Source organism: Clostridium gasigenes (assembly GCF_017348895.1).
GTDB lineage: Bacteria > Bacillota > Clostridia > Clostridiales > Clostridiaceae > Clostridium > Clostridium gasigenes.
In genome coordinates this window covers 2,226,293-2,248,139 of record NZ_CP071376.1, presented here as the reverse complement: position 1 = coordinate 2,248,139, position 21,847 = coordinate 2,226,293, and the positions used below count along the sequence as shown (strand labels likewise).

Annotated in this window: 21 protein-coding genes; 1 reads left to right on the top strand and 20 read right to left on the bottom strand. The window is 28.3% G+C overall.

Translation table 11 applies throughout. The features are described from left to right. Positions 1-111: 111 nt before the first annotated feature. The 15 genes from J1C67_RS10500 to J1C67_RS10430 form a co-directional block, all read right to left on the bottom strand. Complete coding sequence (locus J1C67_RS10500; RefSeq protein WP_167866759.1) at positions 112-954, bottom strand: Cof-type HAD-IIB family hydrolase; 843 nt, start codon at positions 952-954, stop codon at positions 112-114. A gap of 327 nt (positions 955-1,281) precedes the next feature. Next, positions 1,282-2,796: a VanW family protein gene (locus J1C67_RS10495; protein ID WP_243176792.1), complete on the bottom strand. Its 1,515-nt coding sequence runs from the start codon at positions 2,794-2,796 to the stop codon at positions 1,282-1,284. Positions 2,797-3,088: 292 nt separating this feature from the next. Beyond that, complete coding sequence (locus J1C67_RS10490) at positions 3,089-4,036, bottom strand: glycoside hydrolase family 25 protein (protein WP_167866758.1); 948 nt, start codon at positions 4,034-4,036, stop codon at positions 3,089-3,091. A 121-nt stretch (positions 4,037-4,157) separates the two neighbouring features. Beyond that, the gene (locus tag J1C67_RS10485) at positions 4,158-5,843 is read right to left on the bottom strand and encodes a sensor histidine kinase (RefSeq protein ID WP_243176791.1); all 1,686 of its coding nucleotides are present in this window, start codon (positions 5,841-5,843) and stop codon (positions 4,158-4,160) included. Next, the gene (locus J1C67_RS10480; protein ID WP_167866757.1) at positions 5,833-6,549 is read right to left on the bottom strand and encodes a response regulator transcription factor; all 717 of its coding nucleotides are present in this window, start codon (positions 6,547-6,549) and stop codon (positions 5,833-5,835) included. Before J1C67_RS10480 ends, J1C67_RS10485 begins: the two co-directional genes overlap by 11 nt. A 275-nt stretch (positions 6,550-6,824) precedes the next feature. Continuing rightward, on the bottom strand, positions 6,825-7,730 hold the full coding sequence (locus tag J1C67_RS10475) for a D-alanine--D-alanine ligase (RefSeq protein ID WP_167866756.1): 906 nt from the start codon (positions 7,728-7,730) through the stop codon (positions 6,825-6,827). 282 nt (positions 7,731-8,012) lie between these two features. Further along, complete coding sequence (gene nth, locus J1C67_RS10470) at positions 8,013-8,651, bottom strand: endonuclease III (protein ID WP_167866755.1); 639 nt, start codon at positions 8,649-8,651, stop codon at positions 8,013-8,015. 22 nt (positions 8,652-8,673) lie between these two features. Beyond that, on the bottom strand, positions 8,674-9,804 hold the full coding sequence (locus J1C67_RS10465; RefSeq protein WP_167866754.1) for a hypothetical protein: 1,131 nt from the start codon (positions 9,802-9,804) through the stop codon (positions 8,674-8,676). 153 nt (positions 9,805-9,957) lie between these two features. After that, positions 9,958-10,674 carry a lysophospholipid acyltransferase family protein gene (locus tag J1C67_RS10460; protein ID WP_167866753.1) on the bottom strand — a complete coding sequence of 239 codons (717 nt, stop codon included), beginning with the start codon at positions 10,672-10,674 and terminating at the stop codon, positions 9,958-9,960. Between the two features lie 163 nt (positions 10,675-10,837). Next, positions 10,838-11,818, bottom strand: a complete 981-nt coding sequence (gene queG / locus J1C67_RS10455) for a tRNA epoxyqueuosine(34) reductase QueG (RefSeq protein WP_167866752.1) — start codon at positions 11,816-11,818, stop codon at positions 10,838-10,840. Positions 11,819-11,896: 78 nt separating this feature from the next. After that, entirely contained in the window at positions 11,897-12,481 is a 585-nt protein-coding gene (gene epsC / locus J1C67_RS10450; protein WP_089971990.1) for a serine O-acetyltransferase EpsC, read from the bottom strand. Between the two features lie 26 nt (positions 12,482-12,507). After that, positions 12,508-13,416, bottom strand: coding sequence for a cysteine synthase A (gene cysK, locus J1C67_RS10445; RefSeq protein ID WP_089971992.1), 909 nt, complete (start codon positions 13,414-13,416; stop codon positions 12,508-12,510). A gap of 369 nt (positions 13,417-13,785) precedes the next feature. Then, complete coding sequence (locus tag J1C67_RS10440) at positions 13,786-15,042, bottom strand: magnesium transporter MgtE N-terminal domain-containing protein (protein WP_089971995.1); 1,257 nt, start codon at positions 15,040-15,042, stop codon at positions 13,786-13,788. A gap of 402 nt (positions 15,043-15,444) precedes the next feature. Next, entirely contained in the window at positions 15,445-15,996 is a 552-nt protein-coding gene (locus J1C67_RS10435; RefSeq protein WP_243176789.1) for a hypothetical protein, read from the bottom strand. Positions 15,997-16,180: 184 nt separating this feature from the next. Continuing rightward, positions 16,181-17,062: a YegS/Rv2252/BmrU family lipid kinase gene (locus tag J1C67_RS10430; protein WP_089971999.1), complete on the bottom strand. Its 882-nt coding sequence runs from the start codon at positions 17,060-17,062 to the stop codon at positions 16,181-16,183. A 168-nt stretch (positions 17,063-17,230) separates the two neighbouring features. Between J1C67_RS10430 and pssA the strand changes: the two genes are divergently transcribed. Beyond that, positions 17,231-17,764 carry a CDP-diacylglycerol--serine O-phosphatidyltransferase gene (gene pssA / locus J1C67_RS10425; protein WP_089972001.1) on the top strand — a complete coding sequence of 178 codons (534 nt, stop codon included), beginning with the start codon at positions 17,231-17,233 and terminating at the stop codon, positions 17,762-17,764. 77 nt (positions 17,765-17,841) lie between these two features. Here the strand turns inward: pssA and J1C67_RS10420 are convergent, their stop codons facing one another. From J1C67_RS10420 to yhbH, 5 genes are all read right to left on the bottom strand, one after another. Continuing rightward, a complete protein-coding gene (locus J1C67_RS10420) occupies positions 17,842-18,201 on the bottom strand; it encodes a hypothetical protein (RefSeq protein WP_089972003.1) in 360 nt (119 codons plus the stop codon). A gap of 25 nt (positions 18,202-18,226) precedes the next feature. Then, complete coding sequence (locus tag J1C67_RS10415) at positions 18,227-18,487, bottom strand: hypothetical protein (RefSeq protein WP_167866751.1); 261 nt, start codon at positions 18,485-18,487, stop codon at positions 18,227-18,229. Positions 18,488-18,551: 64 nt separating this feature from the next. Next, a complete protein-coding gene (locus J1C67_RS10410) occupies positions 18,552-19,094 on the bottom strand; it encodes a rubrerythrin family protein (protein ID WP_089972028.1) in 543 nt (180 codons plus the stop codon). Between the two features lie 202 nt (positions 19,095-19,296). After that, on the bottom strand, positions 19,297-20,667 hold the full coding sequence (locus J1C67_RS10405; RefSeq protein WP_089972009.1) for a SpoVR family protein: 1,371 nt from the start codon (positions 20,665-20,667) through the stop codon (positions 19,297-19,299). A gap of 2 nt (positions 20,668-20,669) precedes the next feature. Next, positions 20,670-21,845 (bottom strand): sporulation protein YhbH, encoded by a 1,176-nt coding sequence (gene yhbH / locus J1C67_RS10400; protein WP_167866750.1) that lies wholly within the window; start codon positions 21,843-21,845, stop codon positions 20,670-20,672. Positions 21,846-21,847: the final 2 nt, after the last annotated feature.

Sequence of the window (21,847 nt, the reverse complement as noted above, 5' to 3'; positions counted from 1 at the left end):
GCATAATAAGAGTAATATGAACTTTCATCTTACTCTTAGTTTAATTTCACCTACCCATAATCATACTATATCATTATATAATAGTCAAAGACATTAGCTGTTAGTATTTAGTCAACTCTCTTCATCAATTATAAATTTCTGTATAGCTAAAGCTACGCCTTCCTCTTTATTAGTTTCAGTAACAAAATCTGCTACTGCCTTTACTTCCGCTATTGCGTTTCCCATAGCAACCCCAAGCCCTGCATATTTTATCATTGAAATATCATTTTCATTATCTCCTATGCACATAATTTCATCAGAGCTTATTCCATAATATTCTCCAAGTACTTTTACTGCATTTCCTTTTGATACTTCTTTATAATTTATTTCTATACTCCTTTTGCCTGAACCATAGATAGTAATATTCTTCACTTTTTTTAGTGCCTTTTTAACACTCTCTATCTTTCTAGCTTTAGGAGATATTGCTATACACTTTGTCATCTTACCTTCATTATTTTTAAAAATATCTTCCCACCTTTCTATTTTATCTACCATAATATATTTTATTTTCAACATTTCATAACCTATTTGTTTAGTCATAAATAGTTCTGTTGCCATTTTACTTATTAGGTTACTACAATATATTGTATCTGTTGTATAAAATTGAAATGATATTTTATTTTTATCTAAAACCTTAATAATCTCTAAACAATCTACGGTTGGAATATATTCTTCATATATTATATTATTATTATTTTCTCTAACTATAGCTCCATTTGCAGCAATTACCGGAGACTTAACTCCAAGTATATGTGAAAAATATGCTGCATTATTATAAATACGTCCAGTTGTTACTACTATTTCAACACCCTTTTCATGGGCTTTTTTAATAATTTCCTTACTTTTTTCTGATATATTGCGTCCTTTTCCAAGCAAGGTACCATCCATGTCAATACAAACCATCTTATACTTCATAAAAAAACTCCTCTTCTGCTAGGCATCTAAATATTTTATTAATATTAGTTGTTTTTCACTTATGCCACACTTGAATAAATCTTTTTCTCCACCTTAATTTATATTATTATAATATCACTTTTCCTTATTAAATACACTCTACTTCACTATTATACTATCCATTTGTATTTATTTTATAACTCCTCTGTTATTTCAATATATTTTTCCCATTAGTTTCTACATATAATTTCATTAAATAATTATGTTGAACAATATACATTACTTTTTTTTCATACACATAATTAAAAGCTTAGAAATTAAAAATTCCTAAGCTTTCTTAACTATATTTTATTGTGCTACTTTTGGTGCTGGCACCGGTGTTGGTACCGGTGTAGGTGTTGGTACCGGTGTCGGCACTGGTGTAGGTGTTGCTACATTTGCTGGTGGAGGCGTATTTACTGGTTTCTTAGTGCCTCTTTTAACTACACTCTTTGTAGTACCATATACATCTGTTGCAACAATTTCTCTATTAACTTCAGTTCCATTTTCATAAGTTACTTGATACGAACTAGCTTTATACCCAGTCATACCATATGATTGAATCACTTCTTTTCCTATTTCTAATGTAGGATCATCAACATACTCATTTCCGGGTTTATAAGTTTCCAAAACTTCGTTAACTAATTCATATGTTTTTTCACCAAATTTTGATTTATTTCCATAAATACTAAATCCTACAGTTCCCCCGCCTACAGCTCCTTCAATATAAATTGGAAAATCATAAGTATTCTTAAACTTATAATCAACAAACCCATAAGCTACTGTCGCATCTAACCCTGCCTCTGAGTATCCAACCATTAGTGAATGATTTCTTCGTTCAGTTGATCGTATGTTAGCTTTCATTACAGCCCTATATAAAGTTGTTGAAACTTGACATATACCACCGCCATAATCTGGAACTATTTTATTTCCTACATAAGTATTAGCTTTTTCATAACCTTTATCTGGCGTAGTATCTCCAATTAAGTCATTATAACTGAACTCATCCCCAGGCATTAAAACAATACCACTTACAGTTTGAGCTGCAATTTCCATATTTCTTACTCTTCCATCTCCAGTCATTCTATAACTATTACTATATGAACTAAGCTTACTATCTATTTGACTTAAATCATCTTTAGTTAGTCTTGCTTTAGATTCTTTTAATTCAAAAGTTAATTCAACTTTATTAGATAGATTTTTATTTATATTTTCAACAAGTTTATTATGAAGATCCTCTCCATCGATTTTATTTCCAACTACTTCTGGTATAATTACTATATTTCCACTATTTGTTGATATTTTAGCATCCTTTGGTTCCACATCTACAGTAGATTTTACAGTATCCTCAAATTCTTTTAATTTACCTTCATCATAGGAAATTTCCCCTTCTATATTATGATCCTTACTTTTTTTTATTTTAGTATTTTTTGAAAAGTTGCTACCATCTTTACCATATTTAACGGCATCTGTAGCAATAGCTTCTACATCATAACTTAGATTTAAATCAGAATATTTCAAATCAAACTTTCGTTCTCCAGCAGTTACTGCTAAAGTCTTGTCCATAATATTTACTGATAATTTTTCATTTAAAGATTTTATAGCCTCTTCTTTAGTTAACCCACCAATTTCCACGCCATAAACATTAACTCCAGGGTAAACTTTGTTTTCCCATGCCTTAACGTTCTTATTTAAACCTATTCCATAGGCTAAACTTGATGCAATAATTGCAACTAAAACAACTGAACCAATCATTATTGGCTTTTTATTTTTTTCAAATAATTCATTATAATTGCTTTTTTGTAGACTTTTATTTTTTTTCAATTATTACACACCTCCCATAGATATATTTATATATCTTAATTTAAGCATCTTCAAAAAATAACAAGCTACTATGCTAGTCCTTTTTCAAGTGCCTTATTTTATACAGTACTAATTTTTTTTAAAATACTACTGTTTCTTATTATATATTATATCGAAATTTATTTTAATACATTTAGTTAAAATTAAATAATAAAATATATTTTTTTATTTTAACAAAATATTTAAAAACAAAAAAATCCAGCCTTAGCCAGATTTTTTTGTTTTTTATTCCATATTAAACTTTTAATACCTCTTATACAACTACCTTACTTCTAATTTGTGATACTTCTCCATCATTATCAAAAGCTTCAATACTTATAGTAATTAAACCTTTGGCTGTAACTGGTAAATCACTCTCGTTAATTTCAAACTTTGTATCATTCTTATTTAATGTAGTTATCCAATAACCATTTACAAATAAGTTATAACCCAAAAGATCTGTATCCGTATTCGGGTTCCAATTTACCAATATTTTTTTACCTTCTCTAACAGCTTTCAATCCAGTTATACTTCTTGGTTGTGTTAAAAGATCTATGCTATCTGGCCCCCAATTAGCATCTACTGGATTAGAAACTCCTTCTACAATAGCACTTTCACTAAATTGCCAAATTCTCCATCTCTTCCATCCACCTGCATCTGGTGGATAAGGAGGATTTATAGGTACATTTGTGTACATTGCTATCCATAGTGGCATATTCTTTAAAGGGTGCCCAATACCGGGTACGTTAAAATCATTGTAAAGGTCAATAAAAAATAATCCTGTATATAGCATTAATCGTCTTCTAGTTTTCTTCTCAAATCTCTTTCTAAATCTATCTACCCATGTTACTAATGCTTTTGTACTTATCTTTTCCTCTATTGGTGCTTCTATATCTAATACAGGAAAAAGATCTCCATAGTTTTTTTCTCCAAACCCTTGTTGTAATAAGTTTATAAAATCATCACATTGAGCATCTGCAGCTGTCAAATCATAAGAAGGTACTCCATAATGATATGCCCCAACTGGTATTTTATATTGCCTTGCTTTAGGAGCATATTCTAGAAATTTTTTATCTACTCTAAATCCTCCACCAGCTGAACCTGATCCTGAGGATCTTAGATATAGAAAATCTAATGTTTTAGATAAAACCTCAAAATCCACCCCTTGAGTAAATTCATTTATGTCTATTCCAAAAAGACTCTTATCATTTTTATTTTGCATTGTTCCTCCACTAAAAAAATACTTCTCCTTAATATGTTATTATAAAATCTAATAATTGTTACTGTTTTAAACTTATTTTAATAGCCCTAAATGATTTTGAAAAAACAATAAATAATTTCTCTTATACTGCTCTTAATTTAATAAAGAAACTTATATCATTACCTATACATTCTGCCCATATTTTGCCCTCATGTAGTTCTATTATATTTTTAGATATCGCAAGTCCAAGGCCGCTACCTTTAACATTTGAATTCCTTGCTTCATCTGCTCTATAAAACCTATCAAATAATTTATCCATCTTTTCTTTTGTAATTGTTTCTCCACTATTCTTAATTATAATATTCGCATATCCATTATTTTGATAAGAAGAAATAACAACTTCCCCAGGTTTAAATGAATATTTTATTGCATTAGAAAACAAATTTTCAAAGACCCTAACTATTTTTCCTGTATCTATATTTACTTCTGTTTTATCATCTGCAAATTTCTTTACGACTTTTAATGAATTTTCATCAAAAAGAGGCATATATTCTTCTATTATTTGAGCTAAAAAATCTACTAAATTAACTTTTTCTCTATCTATTACTATTCCATTATTATTAAGCTTTGTATATTCAAACAAATCTTCTATAAGTTCTTTTAATTGATTTGATTTGCTAAAAGCAATATCTAGATATTCCTTCATCATAGTTTCATTTTCATATTTCCCATCCTTAATCAGACCAATATATCCCATTACCGATGTTAAAGGAGTTCTTAAATCATGCGAAACATTTGTTATAAGCTCACCCTTTGTTTTTTCAGCTGCTCTTTCACTTTGAATTCTTCTTTCAATTTCTTCTGTCATAGTGTTAATATTAACTGCAAGACTTGTAATTTCATCTTTACCTTTTTCTTCTACCCTATAAGCTAAATCCCCACAAGATACTATATTAACCCCTTTAACAATATCATCTAAGTATTTTATTTTTCTATTTGTTATAACTATAAAGGCTGATATAAATACTAAAACTGATAATATTAATGCAAAGAACGATTTTTCCCCTTTATAGGTTTCTATATTTATTCTTGGTGTTGGAATTTCTGAATATATTAAATAGTTTCTAGTTTCTCCTATTTTAATTGGATATAATAGTGTTCTTTCTTCTCCATCCGAAGCAATATTATTACTTTTATCTAAAATTGCATAAATATCAAGTTTTTCTTCTCCAGCTCCGTTACTTTTATATATAACCTTTCCATCTAAATCAGTTAAATACACTTTAATCTTACTATCCTTATACATTAGCAATGTATTTTCAATACTTTCTCTATATGCTCCTACTTCTCCATTTCTATCTATAGAATTACTTTCAGCACTACCATTATGCCCTGATTTTTCTTTTTCATAGGATATTTCATTTACTAGTCGCAATGCCTTATCTTTTATTGTTTCATAATCATATTTTATACTACTACTTGTATAATCTCTTGATAAGATATTGTTAGATATTCCATAAAATATAACTGAAATTGCAAAACATACTGCAAAAACCACCATTAACTCAAAACGAATACTTTTCTCTATTCTCTTCATTAACCAATAAATAAATTCATTTATTTTATTTCCAATTCTAGATTTCGAAAATTTAATCCAAAATCTTCTTGCAAATAATTTAACTCTATTTACAAGTCCTCTATTTTGTGCATTTTCTATTTGTCTTTCTCTTTTAAAATTTATTTTTTCTTCTTTCATCTGCTTTTCAAATATTTTTTTTTGCTCTTTTATTTCCATCTTCTGCGTTTTATAATTGTTGTTATTTTTCAATTTTATAGCCTACCCCCCATACTGTTTTTATAAACTTAGGCTTTCTTGGGTCATCCTCTATTTTTTCTCTTACTTTTCTTATATGTACCATAACAGTATTATCAGATTTCATAAACTCTTGTTTCCACACACTATTATAAATATTTTCTATGCTAAATACCTTGCCTCTATTTTGAGCAAGTACTACTAAAATATCAAACTCTGTTGGCGTAAGTTTTATCAAAACTTCATCTTTCCAAACTTCATGAGTCTCTAAGTTTATACCCAAATCATCTATTTCGATTATATTTTTCGCTTCTTTTGATTCATTATCTATTATTTCATTTTTAGCATTAAACCTTTTATACCTTCTAAGCTGTGATTTAATTCTAGCTATTAACTCAAGTGGGTTAAAAGGCTTAGTTAAATAATCATCTGCTCCTGTATTAAGCCCAAGTATTTTATCTAAATCCTCACTTTTAGCTGATAGCATAATTATCGGCATTTCTCTTTCCTCTCTTATCTTTAAACAAGCCTCTATTCCATTTAACTTAGGCATCATTATATCTAATATAATTAAATCAACTTCTTCAGTTTTTAATATATCTAATGCCTCTTCTCCATTTTCAGCCTTTATAGTCTTATATCCTTCACTTTTTAAATATATTTCAATTAGATCTCTAATTTCTTTTTCATCATCTACTATTAAAATTCTCTCTTTATCCATAACTAATCGCTCCCCTTAAATTATAATATAATTTTATCATATTATATTTATTAAACAAAATATCTAATATGTTATCTATTAATTAACCTAACTTTATTCTTAATTTCTTAATAAAAAACTAATATAATTCTTAAAAATTTCTTAATTTAGTGCCCTTCAAGAAATAATAGCTTAGTAAATAGGTCTATTATTTTTTTAAAGCCTTTTATACTTATATTTAAAAAGCAACTAAATAAAGCCCTTGATTTATTATAAATCAAGGGCTCTATAACTAACTATCTTTTTTCTTTCATTGATGTTTCAATTATCATATCTAATAACCCAGAGTAACTTACACCCCTAGCTTCTGCACTTTTTGGGAAAAGGCTTGTACTCGTCATCCCTGGCAGTGTATTTACTTCTAATATATAAGGAATCCCTTCCTTAGTTATTATCATATCTATTCTTGAATAAACTGCACACTTTAAAGCTCTATAAGTATCTAACGCCATTTGTTCTACTTCAGTGTGAAGATTTGGTTCAAGTTCTATAACAAACTCATCTGCTCCACCAGCTGCATACTTTTGAGTATAATCAAAGAATTCAGTTTTAGGTTTAATTGCTACAACTGGGAACATTATATTTTCAAATACAGGGCAAGTTATTTCATCACCTTTAATGTATTCTTCTATCATAACTTCGGTATCCCACTTCAAGCCTTCAACTACAGCATTTTCTACATCTTCTTTTTTAGTAATTTTAAACGTAGCAACACTTGAACCACCATTAGTTGGCTTTATAAATACAGGGTATTTTATTTCTTCTATAACATTATAATCTATTTCTTCTATACTTCTAACATTTGTCCATTTTGCAACTCTTATATTATGTGATTTTAATACACTCTTAGTTAAATCCTTATCCATACACAATGCACTACTTAAAGGACCACAACCTGAATAAGGTATTTCTAAAGTTTGAAGCACAGATTGAACTGTTCCATCTTCTCCAAACTTACCATGAAGAGCAAGCAACGCAAAATCTATTCCTTTAACTTTGTTTATTATATCTTCCTTGTTATCAATAACAATTGGAACTACCTCATATTTATTTCTATCTATATTTTCAAGTATTGATTTACCACTATTTAAGGATACTTCTCTTTCAGAAGATATTCCACCCATTATTACTCCAATTTTCATTTTCTTCCCCTCCAAATTATATAAGACACTTTCAAAAATCTAACCTTGATTTGTTTTTGCAAATGACTAAATTAAAATATCTTATAAAAATAATTTATTATTTACTAATATATTAAATTTAAAAATACTAGTAAACAAAATAAAGACTTGATTATCAAGCCTTTATTATTATATCACTATATTGTATTGAATTATATATTACAACTCTACACTTTTATTTAAGAATTTTCTTTTTTATCATTTGAACTTAGTTGTAATAAAATAACAAACAAAATTTTATAACTAGTTATTTTTTTCAAGATCCCTAAAGTATTTACATTGTTTTGTTAATCTACATTCATTACACTTTGGATTTCTAGCTACACAGCATCTTCTCCCATGAAAAATCAAAAGATGATGTGCTTCGCTCCATTCTCTCTTAGGTAATTCCTTTTGAAGTTGCTTTTCTACTTCAAATACATTATCTGCATCTGCTAAGGCTAATCTGTTTGCTATTCTAAACACATGGGTATCAACTGCAATAGATGGCACTCCAAAAGCATTTGATAATACTACATTTGCAGTTTTTCTTCCAGCTCCAGCAAGAGAAGTTAGTTCTTCCATAGTTTTTGGAACTTCACCATTAAAGTTTTGCTTTAACTGATTACACATTATCATAATATTTTTTGATTTAGTTCTGTATAATCCAATTTGCTTTATTTTAACTTCAAGCTCATCTATACTTAATGTTAAGAAAGCATCTAAATCTGGATACTCTTTAAATAGCGACTCTGTTATCTCATTTACTTTTTTATCAGTTGCTTGAGCTGATAATATTGTAGCAACTAAAAGTTGAAATGGTGTTCCATGATTAAGTTCACATTTAGCATCTGGATATTCCTCTTTTAATATATCTAATATCAATTTTGTCCTTGGCTTCATATCTTCACCTTCTCTCTAAATATTATATTCTCATCTTTTCATTTACTATATCAATAACTTTTTTTCTATTTTCTATATTATCAAAAACATTATTTGGTAAAGAAAAGATAATAGCTTTTTTACTTTTTGCTATTAATACCCCTTTAAAATCCGTTATTTCATCTATCTTAATCCATACTGTTTTTATATTTTTTATTCCATCGCATATTATTATTCCATCATCAGCTAATATTACTTTTATTTTTTTATTAGTTTTTTCAAATTCTTTAATAATAATTTTTTTTAGAATTTTAGGAGTTCTTTTCTTATTGATGAAAAGAATTATCACAAAAATCAAAACAGTAATTATAGGAATAATATATATACTTCCTATAATTAAAGTTGTCATAATAATAGTAACTATACTAACTATAGCTTGATAAATATACATCGGCACACTTATACGCTTCATCATTTCCTTCCATAAATTAGTTGTGATTAAATACTCATAGCGTATTTCAAAATCATCTCTCTGAGGTAAATACTCAAATTCAATTATTATATTATTAGTTTTCATCTCTCCTAACTCTTCATCCTTATATTTTTCTTTATTTTCTTCTATTATCTTAATAAACGCTTCTTTTTCTTCTTCATCACTAAAAGCCTTTATTGGTATGCATAAACTTTCTGACTCAAGATAATTAACAACTAAAAAGTTCTCCACCATCTCTACACCTTCTATATATTTAAAACCTATCTCCTCTGTTATTCCTGTCGTGGAGGCCTTAATAAGTCTGTCACTTATATCTATCTCTATTGAAATGCCCTTTTTATGTTCTATTAGAATTTCTTCCACTATTTTTTGAGACGCTTTTATAATATTACTTTCAATTCCCCATCTTAATCCAATTATCAGTATTTTTATTACAATAAAACCTATAACTGCACATATTGAAGCTTTTTTAATAGCATCTATAAAGTTATTATTCTCTAAAACAGTATATATTATTAAAGATAAAATAAATAATAACAACGTAAAAATAAATAATAACAGTCTAGATTTAGCCCTTTTATTCTTTTTCTGCTTTCCTATTGTTCTTTCATATCTACACTTTTGGCTAATATTAATCATATTTTTAAATTCTTCACTACTAAGATCATATTTTATTTTCATAATCCCCCCTAATTTCATTTTAAAATCTGTTAACTTATATTAATATTACTCTTCTCACCCTTCTTAATCATCTTAAATATATTTATTGGGATACGCCTTATGTTTAAATATATAATAAAGCTACTCAAATAATTTGAGTAGCTTAGTATTTTATTATTCTTTAGAATTAGTATATACACCTCTATACTCTTCTGGTAATAAATTTGCTATAGATTTCATTACATAATCCATTGATTTTTTTTCAAATTCTTTTTTATCTTCATCGGCTGATTTAACTGGAAGTGTTATAGGTTCCCCTATTCTCACATGTACATCTGCATGTTTCCATGTTTCATCTGCCATAGTTCCACCTTCATTTATTGGAAGTAGTTTTTCTGTTCCCCATAAAGCTATTGGAACTATAGGTGCTTTTGTTAACCTTGATATAAGTAAAATACCCTTTTTAGCTTCTATCATAGATTTGCCTCTACTTCTTGTACCCTCTGGAAACATAACCATATTTTGTCCGCTTTTAATAAGTTTAACCATATTAGTTATTGCGTCTTTATCTGCTGTGTTAGGTTTTATCTGAATATTTTTAACTAATCTAGTTCCAAGGTTAGTTACTGGATCATCTGAAAGCTTTGCTCCTGCAATAAAAGTAGGATCATATTTTTTTCTAAGCAACATATCTATAACTAAACCATCTGCATTACTTAAATGATTTGATATAAATATTTTAGCCCCTTTAACTTTCTCTATGTTTTCTAAGCCTTGAACATCAAAGCTTCCATATTTTTTCAAATATCTATTCACAGCAATCTTTGTAAATTTAACTAATAAACTCTCTGGTAACATTTTCATTACCTTTACTACTATTGGTGATAACATTAATATCCCCTCACCTTCTTAAACTTTAGGCACTTCACAATAGGAGAGCTGAAAAAATGACAAGTCAAAGATTATGACCGGTTATTTTTTTAAGTTCCCTAAGTCATCTTGAAAAAACAACAGAAAAACATGCCTTATCTACCTAATATTATATTTTATAATTTTATAAAAGTCTATTTATATAATTTATAATGTATGGTGATTCTGTTTCTAATTCTTTTATACTATCTAAATCATTTTTAGCTAATTTTATAATTGCGTTTCTTTTCAATACATTTTTACCTCTCCATCCACAGGAGGTTTTTAAAAATGTTTCTTTAAAATCCTTATTATTAATATCTGCTAAAACTTTTGTATTATTTTCATTCATAAAAGAAAATGGTTTGAACTCTTCTATATTTGAAAACAATGCATTTTTATTATATGGACATACATCTTGACAACTATCACAACCAAAAACTCTTCCATTTAACAATTTAATATATTTATCTTCCAAGTCTTTTTTTTGTGTTAAATATGATAGACATATATTACAATTTTTTTTATTTATATTAATAGCCTTAGTAGGACATGCGTAATAACAAGCTTCGCAATCTTTACATTCCTTAAAGTTATTTAACTCTTCAAATGTTCTTAAATCATCACTGTTAATCTCTAAATTTGTTATTATTTCTCCAAGGAAAACAAATGAACCATATTTCTTTGTTATTATCATATTATTTTTACCTATAAACCCAACTCCAGCTAAATATGCAATATATCTTTCTGGTAGAGTATTACTATCAACTAAGGAGATTGCAACTCCACCAAGACTTTCTATATAATTACATATTTTGTTTAAATATGATTTAACTACTTTATGATAATCTTCGCCTCTTGTATAAACTGAAAATCCATTATTAATATATTCTACGTTATGTAGGTAAGGGAAAGCTATTGATATAATAGTTTTTCCCTCTTCCATATATATATTAGGATTTATTCTTTTTTCTATATTCTCTTCTTCGAATTCATTTTCTAAATTAAAAGCTTTTCTTCCATTGTAAAACTCTCTTAGTTCATTAAACTTTCTGCATTTTATAAAACCTATTGTATCTAGCCCCAAAAATTCGCAGTAATCTTTTATTTTTTCTTTTAACTCCATCTTTTAACCCTCTTAAGGCATCTTGAAAAATATACATCTCACCTTGATTTGTTATTTTTTAAATGCCTAATAATCATATTAAATGATCATATCATTATATATTTTTTTCTTTTTCCCATGAATATCATTTACTTCTATAATACAGTTTGATATTCTAACAATATTTTTAGCAGCTCTTCCAACTGCTGTTGCACCTTTTGGAACTTCCTTAACCACAACTGAGTTAGCCCCTATCTTCGCACCTTCTCTAACTGTAATCGGACCTAAAACTTTTGCTCCAGCTCCAATTACAACATTATCTTCAATTGTTGGATGCCTTTTCCCTATATCTTTCCCTGTACCACCTAATGTAACACCATGATAAAGCACTACATTTTCACCAATTTCTGCTGTTTCTCCAATTACAACCCCCATACCATGATCTATAAATAAACCTCGTCCTATTGTAGCTCCTGGATGTATCTCTATTCCAGTAAAAAATCTTGATAGTTGAGATATTACCCTTGCAATAAAGTATAATTTGCGTTTAAATAAAAAATGTGACATTCGATATGCAATTATCGCATGAACTGATGGATACAAAAGAAAAACTTCTATTTTACTTTTTGCCGCTGGGTCATTTTTCATTATATTATTTAAATCATATCTTAATCTATCAAACACAGCTTTTACCCCCTTGTTTAAATTAATTAATCATATATTCCCATGGAAATATACTTTTCACCACCATCTGGAGCTATTACTAGTACTTTCTTTCCTTTGCCTAACTTTTTAGCTACTTCTATAGCTGCATAAATTGCTGCCCCTGATGATATACCAATTAAAACCCCTTCTTTTATTGCAAAATCCTTTGTTGTTTTAAAAGCATCTGCATCTGAAACTTGTATAATTTCATCTACATACTCTTTATTATATATAGAAGGTATGAAACCTGCTCCTATTCCTTGAATTTTATGTGGACCTGGCTTTCCTCCAGTTAATACAGGAGAGTTAGCTGGTTCTACTGCCACTACTTTTAAGTCTTTTATTTTATTCTTTAAGTTCCTACCAACTCCAGTTATAGTTCCACCTGTGCCAACCCCTGCAACAAAAACATCTAAATCACTTATATCTTCAAATATCTCTTCTGCTGTTGTACTATAATGTTTTTCTGGATTAGCTAAGTTTTCGAATTGTTGCGGCATAAAGTATCCTTTTTCTTTAACTAATTCATTAGCTTCTTCAATTGCACCCTTCATTCCTTTAGCACCTTCAGTTAAAACCAATTCCGCTCCATAAGCCTTTATTAAATCTCTTCTTTCTTTACTCATAGTTTCTGGCATAACTATAACAACCTTGTATCCTTTTAAATTTCCTATCATAGCTATTCCAATTCCTGTGTTTCCACTTGTCGGTTCAACTATTGTATCTCCAGCTTTTAATAATCCAAGTTCTTCTGCCTTTTCTATCATTCCAATGGCTGCTCTATCTTTTACACTTCCACCTGGATTAAATTTTTCAAGCTTTACATAAACCTCTGCGCTATTTTCATCTACCAAATTATTTATTTTTAATATTGGTGTCTTTCCTATTAATTCTAAAACCCCGTTATATATCATTCTTATACACTCCTTCTTTTATCTTTTATAATTTTTCTTCAAAAAAACTACTTTAAGTTATACTATTCTTTCAGATATCTTAGTCTTTCTCAAAATTAAATAATTTTACAAATGAAAAAACCCCGCCTCTATATATAAACTATATAGAGACGAAGTTAACTTCGCTGTAGGGAACTTCAAAAAAATAACTAGTTATTCTAATCTATTTTCTTTTAGCTCACTTATACTCTAATTAGGTTATATTCAAATAACCATCTTTTATGGTACTTTTCTTTTTTCGCAATTTTTAATTCCGAGCATTTTAATATGCTTTATCTTTTTATTATATTCTTTTCACTAAATTTGTCAACCTTGTTCATTGAAATTATTTTATTTATTTTTTTTCTTCCAAATCGGGTATAAAACTTCATCAATTAAATCATGAGCATTTACTGATCCAATTAATTTATCATCTTCATCAACAACTGGAATTGATAATAAATCATATTTTGATACTAGTTCTACAGCTTCATCTATTTCTACATTATGTCTTATAACATTTATGTTTTCATCCATAATATTTTTAACTTTAACATCTGAATTATTTAAAAGTAACTGCATTAAGCTTATAGCTCCAATGACTCGTTCTTTTTCATCAGTTATATAAATAGCATATAATTCTTCTTCCTCTATTTCTTCCATTTCTTTTAGTATTTCTATAATTTCACCTGTAGTAATATCTAAATTAAAGGATATAAAATCCTTACTCATTATAGTTCCTATAGTTTCATCTGCATATTTAAGCAAAGCTTTAACTTCTTCTGCATCTTCTTTTTCTAAATTAGCAAGAATTTTTTCCCTTTCTTCCTCATCTAGCTCATCTAGTAAATCTGCTATTTCATCACTAGGCATATTTTCCAAAAGTTCTGCTGCCTTACTATCACTAAGTCCCTTTATAATACTACCCTTGTATTCAGGATCAATTTCTTCTAGAGTATCTGCTGCTAAATCCTCATCTAAAGATTCAAAAATTCTTTTTCTTGAACCTGCATCTAATTCCTCTAATATATCCGCTAAATCTGCTGGATGTAGTGTTGATAACTTTTGGTATGGAACTGATAGCTTTAAATTATTATTAATCATTTCAAGCGATTCAACATTATCCCAAGTTAAAACTTTATCTTCATATTCCTTTTTCATAATTTTATAGATAAATCTACCCAAGCCTTCGCATCCCATTCTTCTAAACTTGGCAGTTGGTCCTGTTTCAACTGCTACAACTCTATATTCTCCTGCTATTTCCGCTATTCTTAAATCATCAACACGAACAACTTGCTTTCCATTAATATCTACGATTTTTTTATCTAATAGATTTTGCGATAATAGATATGAATAGGTCCTTGGAAGTATTTCTTTACTACCTCGTGTTACTATTTTAACTTTATTATCTACTTGGCAAAAATATATGTTTCTGAACTCGTAGTGAAAGGTTGATCCATCACGTTTAACCTTATATCCAATGACTCTAGGATAACCTTCATCTGTAGTTACATATATATCCTTTAGTAGTCCTAGCACCTCATCAAATTCATCATACATTTTCTTTCCTACAATGCTAGTGTATAAAAATACTGATAGTTTTTTCATAAAGCTTCCTCCTTAAGTTTAAAGGATTCACAATATGACTTATATTAATTAATTAATTACAATATGTATAAATACAGTTTTTTTATATTCATACATATTGTAACTAATGTTAGTTTAGACCTATTATGTATCCTCTAAAAATATTATTCAATTTTTCTAAGTCCGTACCATGAGGGGCACCCTCCATTTTAAATTCACTCCTTGTTTATATTCTATTAACTAGTTTGTAATTTACAATTTAGCCCATTATTTATTTACTTACCTACTATATTATATTATAGAATGCCTAAAACGCAACCTTTTTCAATCATGTAATTTGAAAAAATTTTTCTAAACTAAAAACAGTAAGGTATAATCCCCTTACTGTTTTTTATTTTTTAAATATATGAAAATTTTAACTTATTATTTTTTTGAAATCACATTAAAAGTTTCTATCGCCTTAAATGTTGAAAACAAAATAAATATTTCTCCTATTATTGGATAAGGAAAACTTTTTATTCCTCCAATAAAGAATATTTGTTCTAATATTACTACTATTAAGCTTACTATAAGTATTCTCATTCCAAATTTATTACTATGTGGTTTGTCTATAAATAACATGGTAAACACTGTTAGTAATCCAAAAATTATTAAATAAACTAATGTTGGCATTAACATTTGTCTTATATTTAACACAAATCCAAAAGTTGTATTTATATTTATATCTATTTTATAAAACATTATTAAAGAACAATAACCTACTAATAATATACTTAAAAAAATATAATTAATATTAAATTTAACCTTTTCGTCCCTTAAAAATATAAACAAACAACCTATAATTAATAGGGGATTACTAAAGAAATTTAAAAATACAAAAGGTCTAAGCATATATATAATAGATTGTTTTTCAATTATTATTCCACACATCAATACTAAAAATCTTAATAATAGCGGTGCAAGTGCCATTGCCATAAAAAGTTTGATTTTTTTAGGAGATGATCTTATATTTTTCTTAAATAGATATAAAATAAAAATAATTATAAATAACACTAGACATAAGTAGATGAATCCTATCAATTTCTGCTTCATATCCTTTCATATTACTGTTAATTATAATTATTAATTTTTTCTTGATTTTATTCTATTTTTTATAAAATTATTTAACTCCTAAAATTTTAAGTCCACCTTTTATGCATTTTATATTAAGTGGAAATTCAGGTCCACGTTCTCCATCTATATCTGTAACTATATCTTCAGGGCTTTCTATTATTAAACTATCTGTTTTAAAATATAATACATTATCTGACTCTAAATGATCTCCCTTTAATACTTTTATAAACAGTGGAATTAATTCTCTAATTGGTATTGCTTTAAAAACTATAACATCTAGTAACCCATCTGTTGCATCTGCATGTGTTGCTAAATTAAAGTTACCTGCTGTTTTCCCGTTAAACACCAACATAAAGTACATTTCTCCATCAAAGTCAACTTCTTTAGAATTTATCTTTACTTTAAGTTTTCTAAAATTTGGTAGTTCTTCTAGTCCTTTTAAGTAGTATGCCAGCTTTCCAATTGTATTTTTTAAATTTACATCTGTTTTTTGTGAAACATCTGTAAATAGTCCTGTACTTGCAACATTTATAAAATATTTATCATTTATTCTACCTAAATCTACAGTTGTTACCTCTGATGATAATATTTGCATGCAAGCTTTTTTTATATCAAATGGAATTCCTAAAAACTTAGCAAAATCATTTGCTGTACCAACTGGTAATATTCCAATTGGAAGTGAAACACCACATTTAGCCATAGCATTTACTACGGAATCTACAGTACCATCACCACCTGCAATTAATACATAATGATAATTTTCATCTTTTGCATCACTAAAAGCCTCTATTAAATCTGAAGTTTTATCTATTCTATAAGGAACTAGTGAATATCCTGCTTCTTGATGGATTCTAATTACTTCATCTAGTTTCTCTAATATTGCATTTTCACCTGAGTAAGGATTATATATAAATTTAACTTTTTTCATTATTTCCCTCCTAACCAAATTATATTGAATTATAACATCAATTCCAATTTATGTCTATATTGCTTTTGATTTTGGTATAATTGCAAGCATCTTATATTTTTATTAATTTTATGTTATAATAAGTCTCAAATCAATAAAATAATACAAGAATTAATCAGGAGTGATTATATGAAAAAAAGTTGTATTCCTAATATATTTACATTTATTAATTTAGGATGTGGTATATTATCTATTTTATCTGCTTGCGCTGAAAAATATTTATTGGCAAGTATACTTATTATTATTGCAGCCCTTGTTGACAGATACGACGGAAGAATCGCAAGATTTCTTCAAGTTAGTAGTGATCTTGGTAAAGAACTAGATTCTTTAGCTGATTTAGTATCTTTTGGAGTGGCACCATCAATATTAGTATATTTATTATTTAATTTAAAAGATTTTGGACCATTTAGTATTTTAGGTATAGCTGTTCTGTTAACGTTCCCTATTTGTGGAGCTTACAGATTAGCTAGATTTAACGCAACAGAATTTGACGGTACTTTTTCAGGGGTTCCTATTACAATTGTTGGAAGCTTTATTGGCTTATTTGTAATGTTAGTTTGTAAACCTACCGTTTTAATTCATATACCTATCTATGTACCTATAATTTTAATGTTACTTGGTTCATATTTAATGGTAAGCACTTTGAAACTTAAAAAATTATAAGTTTATAAAGGCCTAGTTTAGAAATCTAAACTAGGCCTTTATAATTTTTTACTTAGGTTATAAAAATAACACTAGCCCTATTCCTCTTCTCCTTCCTCATATCTTTGAGAATTTTGAAATTCTAACTCATTATTAATTTCTGTTAAAATAGAATCCTTTTCTGTTTTAGATAAAATAAAATTATTTTTTATTTTCATGTACTTAAAGTAGCAATTATCACTACTTTCTATAACTTTTACTAAATCATCAATTATAGCCCCTACATTCGCTGCTCTATCTAATGCATCTTTAACCTCACTCTTTTTTGCTAAGGCTATAATGTTTAATTCTCCAGCCCCTCCTATTAATAATCTATATGAATTTACAAACTTACCTAAAAGATCAGCAAGATTATTTAATTCCTCCCCATTATTTTTGATTACTTCACGGTATGCCAAAGCTCCCACCTACTTAATCTAATTTCTATGCTACTGCTGTTTCACTATTAACAAATTCTTCATCTGCTTCATCCAATATTGCTCCATCTCTAGACCTATCTACTTTCATTTCTTTTTCTACCTTTAATTGTTCTTCTTTATTTTCTTCATCTATTCTTCTATATCTAGCCTCCATGGCGCTTGTTTTTTCTGTATTATATTCCATATTATTATTTTCTGAATTCAATATAAATCTATCTCTAAATAATACAGGCACAAAAAATTCTTTTGGTATTGATATAAACATATTATCCTCCTTAGGGACATTGAAATAAATAGCAAGTTAGTATGCTAGTCTATTTTTATGCCACTTATAAATTAGTTGTTTCACAAAGTGGTTTAAAGTAAGCTCTTGGATATTTACATAGTGGACATACTAAAGGTGCATCCATACCCTCATGTATATATCCACAATTCATACAAATCCATTTAGATTCTTGTTCGCCTTTAAACATTTTTCCATCTTGTAACCTGTCATATAAGGCTTGATATCTTACTTGATGACTTTCTTCAACTTCTCTTAGTTCCTTATAAAAATCAGCAATTTCCATGAAACCTTCTTCTCTTGCTTCTTCTTCAAACCTCTTATAAATATCTTTAAATTCACTAGTTTCACCCATTATGGAATCTAATAAATTTTCCTTAGTACTTCCTACCCTATTAAGTAATTGCCCATAGCTTCTTCTTGCGTGAGCATATTCATTTAGAGCTGTTTCATTAAACACTTGCCCTACCCATTGATAGCCTTCAGCCCTAGCCTTTTCTGCATATAAGTCATATTTAGTTCTTGCTCTTGATTCTCCTGCAAATGTTCTAAAAAGATTTTTTTCTGTTTTACTTCCTTTTAACTTCATTTCCATTTCCATCTCCATTTGTATCTCCTAAATAATTATTTCTACTAATCAATATATTCTATATATATCTTTTTTGTTACCTCGTCTTATTTAAAGCTTCTAATATAATCCTGCGTGGAAACTAAACTATAATATTCACTATTTTTTAAAATGACAAAAAAACAAAAATTTAGAGCAGCTAAAAATAGCTACTCTAAATTTTTTAATTTATAAATATTTTTCTATCCTCATCGCAAATTATTTCTATTTCTCTTCCATCCTTAGATTTAGTTTTCAAAATAACTTTGTGCCCCCAAAGATCATTAACATACTTAAGAGTCTCTTTTGCATAAGATATTTCCAGTTCTCTCCCGTCAAATAAATGTTCTAATGTAAGAACGTTATCTCTCTTATTTAGATTTATTACTCTTATACAAGGGATAGCTGCAAGCCCACAAGTTGATGAAATAGAATCTCTTATTTTCATCCATCCATTTTCATCTGCTACTTCTTCTACTACATATTCAAAACTTCTTTTTCCAAACTGAAATAAATTTAACTCCTCACATAATTCCTTAGTTAAATATTTTCTAAGGAATGAGTTATCCCGCTCAACCTCGCGCACCTCAAATATTTTTTCCCTTCCATATCTTTTTTCTATATCCTCAAAAACCTTAAACCCAATATAGTAAGGATTTAAACCTCCAAGTATTGGTGCTATGACATCATTATGCCTTTTTATAAATTCAAGGTGTAACCCTTCTTCTAGTTCTAACTCTTTTAGAATAGTATAATGCCAGAAACTTGCCCAACCTTCATTCATTATTTTAGTTTCAATTTGAGGCATAAAATATTCTGTTTCTCTTTTTACTATTTTTAAAATAGTTTTTTCAAAGTCCTCTAGTTTACTATACTTAATAATAAATCCAATTAAATCATCACAAGGTTCAAGAGGTACCGCTGTTAAATCTGGAACAGCAATTTCATCATTTTCATCTAAAAAATTTCTATTCTCTATTTTACTTTTATAATCATTTAATAATCTTTCTCTAATTTCTTCCTCTGTTAACTCCTTAACTCCTACGACTCGTGGAATTTGGAATTTAATAGCATGTGCTGAGTCTATAATTTTTTCAACTCTTTCATAACCAATATTTGGGTCATTTATATATCCTCTAATTATTTCTCCATCTAACTTAAACATTTCCAAGGTATAATTTGCCCTTGTTCCATCTCTAAACAATCTATTATTTTTAAAGAAATCATTATGTCCATACACATGAGCCATAGTTAGTATTTGCAATAAAAGTGTATTTTCTCTCATTAAATAAGCTAAACAAGGATCAGAGTTTATTACCATTTCATATGGCAAACCAGTCATATTAAGAGAATATAAAGTTTTATTTTTATCATAAGCTTTACCATAGCTCCAATGTGGATACTTTGAAGGCATTCCAACATACGCCTCATATCCAAGCATTTCTTTAAAACCTATTATCTCAAATTCTTGAGGATAAAAATTTAAATTAGCTTTTTTTGCTTTGGCCTCTATCTTTTCATTCCAAACTTCTAAATCTCGAAGAATGTACTCCATTCCTATTCCTCCTCTAACTCCTTGCTTAACATTATCTTTAATGCTTCCCAAAGATCTTTCTTTTCCTTTACAATTACAGAGGTGAAATTTTCACAATCAATTTCTTTATTAAATCTGTAATACATAGTTGTTGAATAAGTTGATGGCAATAACTCTGCATATCCAAACATGCTACTTAGGGCGCATATTTCTTTTACCGCTGCCATAGCTTTTTCATTATCTTCACTCCAGTTATCTCCATCACTTGCGTATATAGGATATATATTCCACGCCTCTTTAGGATACTTTTCATTTATTAAATCTAAAGCTACATTTAATCCACTTGATATATAAGTTCCTCCAGATTCTGCTTTATGAAAAAAATCATACTCATTTACTCTTTTCGCTATAGTTGTATGTGATATAAATTCAAAAGCAATATTATTATATTTTCTTCTTATAAATTTTGATAACACAAAAAATAAAGACCTTGCTAAATATTTTTTTGTGTTATCCATAGATCCAGATACATCCATAATAAATATCATTACTGCATTACTTTCTTTTTTAGGCTTTTTCTTTACTTTCCAATACCTTAAATCATCCTCTCTAAAAGGAAATCTTTCTATTTCTTCATTAGATACAATTTCATTTAAGGCTCTCTTCTTACCCTGTTTTCTTGCCATCTTAGCCATTACAGTTTTTTTCTTAGCAAGTCTTGGGTTTATTCCATGCCTTTGATACCCTCTTCTTTTACCTGCACTTTCAGTAATTATTTCCGAATATTTTTTTCTATCTAAGTTAGGCAAATTAAGGTCTTCTATAATATAGTCCATTAATTCTTCTAAAGTAATTTCAGTTTCATAAACATCTTCCCCTACAGAATTTCCTGCACCTTTATTTCCACTCCCTTTTCCATCTTCACCCGATTCTCCAAGTTTATCACCCCGGGCTTCTTCCCCATTACCAGTTGCAACCCCTCTATTATTTTTTCCAAAAACAAATTGATATTCCTTTATACCTCTAATAGGTATCTTAAATTTCTTATTTTTACTCTCTCCAATAATACTTTCTTCTGATAAAATATTTCCTAGATTTTCTTTAATTGATTTTTCAACTAACTGCCTATGCCTTCTTCTATCTTCTATTGATCTATCATGGTTTAATGGGTTATCGCTACTATCTCTAAAGATTGCCATTT